Below are 2,487 nucleotides of genomic sequence, written 5' to 3' on the forward strand. Positions count from 1 at the left end.
ACCCCGTGGTTGTATTGCTCAAGCGTGGAGTGTTGCAGAAGTTTTGCGAGCTTGGGCGGTTATTAATGGATAATTGATAATTGATAATTGATAATTGATAATTGATAATTGATAATTGATAATTACCTCTGGTTAAAATAGTTCTTGATTGAATATGGGGTTAACAACCGTTAACCCCTACTATATTTGGTGGTTATGCTTAAGTCCGGTTTTTTTATTTCTTCCCAAATTCCCCAAACTCTCTACACTTTGCGCTCTGCACTGGGGAATAATTTTTTTGCCCAACTATGCGCCAGAAATGCGCTCCTTTTTGAGCATGAAGAGCTGAAAACCAGGTACTTTTTCAATATCTAAAAAGACTAAAACCTTTTGGGTAAATTCTGTCCTAATTACTTTTGGTAAATGCTCTTAATTTCTAATGGTAAAATCATCAGCTTCCAGAGAAACGACATTAGAAAGAGTTGCAAACTGACTACCAACTCCAAAACCATCACTATCGCCGTTAGCATTATAAAATAAATTACCATTGGTGGTGTTGTAAACAATGACAGCATTTACAGTTGCAGCTTCAGCATCAGTGCTTACAGTTGCAAATTCTGTATTAATACTAAATCCATTTCCTGCTGTACTTTCAATAGCGGTAAAAGTGCTTCGATCCAAAATAATTTTATCTTGAGCAGAAACCAGATCGGTAATTTCATCGACCCCAATATCTGCAGAATTAAATTCCCGATTGGTGTTAAAAATAAACTTATCCTTACTAGCACCACCAGTCAATATATCATTTCCAGAATTACCATTTAAGCGATCGCGACCTATACCACCAGATAGTTGGTCGTTGCCACTACCGCCAAATAAGAAGTCAAAACCAGGGCGACCTTCCAAAACATCATCCCCATCTTTACCAAACAAAAAGTCGCTGCCATCGCGACCAATGAGAGTATCGTTACCGAACCCACCTACAAGTCGATCATCATTTTGCATTCCTGTAAACATCATATCTGTAGCAGTGTTGCGATCGACAAAATCCGCATAATTAGAAACTCGCGTATCGACAGAAAACTCTCCAGGGGTAGAGTTGGTTTCATCGTCTATATCAGTTTCAGCCGTTAGCCCATAGGAAGTAACCCCGGCAATTTTTCCATCAATGAAAGCTGGTCCACCTGAATCTCCCTCTGCGGTGTTCACTTCCCGATCGCCTAATCCTGTATCGGGAATATTGAATATTTGACCAAAAGCGTCATTTTCTTCGGTGCCATTATCGTAATCAAAAGCTAACTGCGTTCCTTCAGGAATATTGATGTCATCTGCATCTGGCAAATCATTTAAAATCACCCCGTCAGCATCAAAAATATTTAACCCAGCCCGCTTTCTACCATCTTGATTTTCAGTCTGTATATTTTCTCCGTTGAAACCATAACCAACTTTCACAAATTGTTTTCCTACTTCATCCGAATCTCGATAAATATCGTACCGCTCTGCTCCAGCAGGAGCTTCTGATTCAAGAGTGAGAATGGCAAGATCATTAACAAAATCGCCGTTAGTATGATTGTAGTCTGGATGGATAGTAAATTCACTGACAAATATCTCTTGTGTTCCACCTTCTGATTCAGGTAAATCAAAAATAACTTTCAGATTGTTAGCTGTTTCATCTACTGTATCGTTATTATCAACAAAGAAACAATGAGCTGCTGTGAGAATATGTTTACCTGAAGTTAACAAAGCACCCGTGCAAAACGAATTGTTTTCATTATTTAAAAAACTTTCTCCATCTTCATTACTTATTTCTATATTTGCTATCCGAACAACACCATCTAGATTTATTCCTTCAACTTCTTCTCCTGGTTCTACTACATAAAGTGGATCGTTTACAGGTCCAGGGGTAACAAGTCTAGGTTGAATCGAACTTCTAGTCATAAATTTTCTTGGTCTTTAGAATCGCAAACTTCGGTTTTTTATGATTGCATATATTTGAGATGCTGTTTGTAAATTTTAGTTATATGTGTTGTTGGTCTTTTGATGATAAATAATCTAGTTTATCATATTTTTACTAGGATTTTTATATAATATAGTAATCCTAATTTTAATAGCATTATTTTGGGAATTGGTATAAGTCCTGTATCTGTTATAATCAAACCAAAAAAGTTGGTGAGTTGAACAATGTTTAAAATAGCTATTGATGGTTTAGATGCTGTCCAAGCTACTGAAGAAATTCTCGCAATTGAAGGTATAGAAGGTAGTTATGAAATAGATTCAGATGGCAATGAAAAAGGTATTACTTTAGCAACCATTCTGACAATAGTGGGAATTGGTTCAGGAACTTCTATTATTATTAATAACACTATCAACATTGCAGAGAAGATTTTTCGCTGCTTCAAAAAACATGATAAAAAACTAGAGAATGTCGAAATTGTTTCTGGAGAAAAGCGACTTTTACTGAAGGATGCAACTGTAGAACAAATTAAAGATATTTTGGAAAGTTTATGA

Annotated in this window: 2 protein-coding genes; one reads left to right on the top strand and one right to left on the bottom strand. The window is 36.3% G+C overall.

Annotation, left to right across the window (positions count from 1 at the left end):
• Positions 1-408: 408 nt before the first annotated feature.
• Positions 409-1,917 carry a trypsin-like serine protease gene (locus AC3DU7_RS31045; RefSeq protein WP_488043087.1) on the bottom strand — a complete coding sequence of 503 codons (1,509 nt, stop codon included), beginning with the start codon at positions 1,915-1,917 and terminating at the stop codon, positions 409-411.
• A gap of 243 nt (positions 1,918-2,160) precedes the next feature.
• On the opposite strand from AC3DU7_RS31045, the gene AC3DU7_RS31050 reads away from it, so the two are divergent.
• Positions 2,161-2,487, top strand: a complete 327-nt coding sequence (locus AC3DU7_RS31050) for a hypothetical protein (RefSeq protein ID WP_488043088.1) — start codon at positions 2,161-2,163, stop codon at positions 2,485-2,487.

This window comes from Okeania sp., from assembly GCF_983059655.1.

Coding starts and splice junctions, on each gene's coding strand:
- AC3DU7_RS31045 (WP_488043087.1), bottom strand. CDS start 1,917: ATGACTAGAAGTTCGATTCAACCTAGACTTGTTACCCCTGGACCTGTA.
- AC3DU7_RS31050 (WP_488043088.1), top strand. CDS start 2,161: ATGTTTAAAATAGCTATTGATGGTTTAGATGCTGTCCAAGCTACTGAA.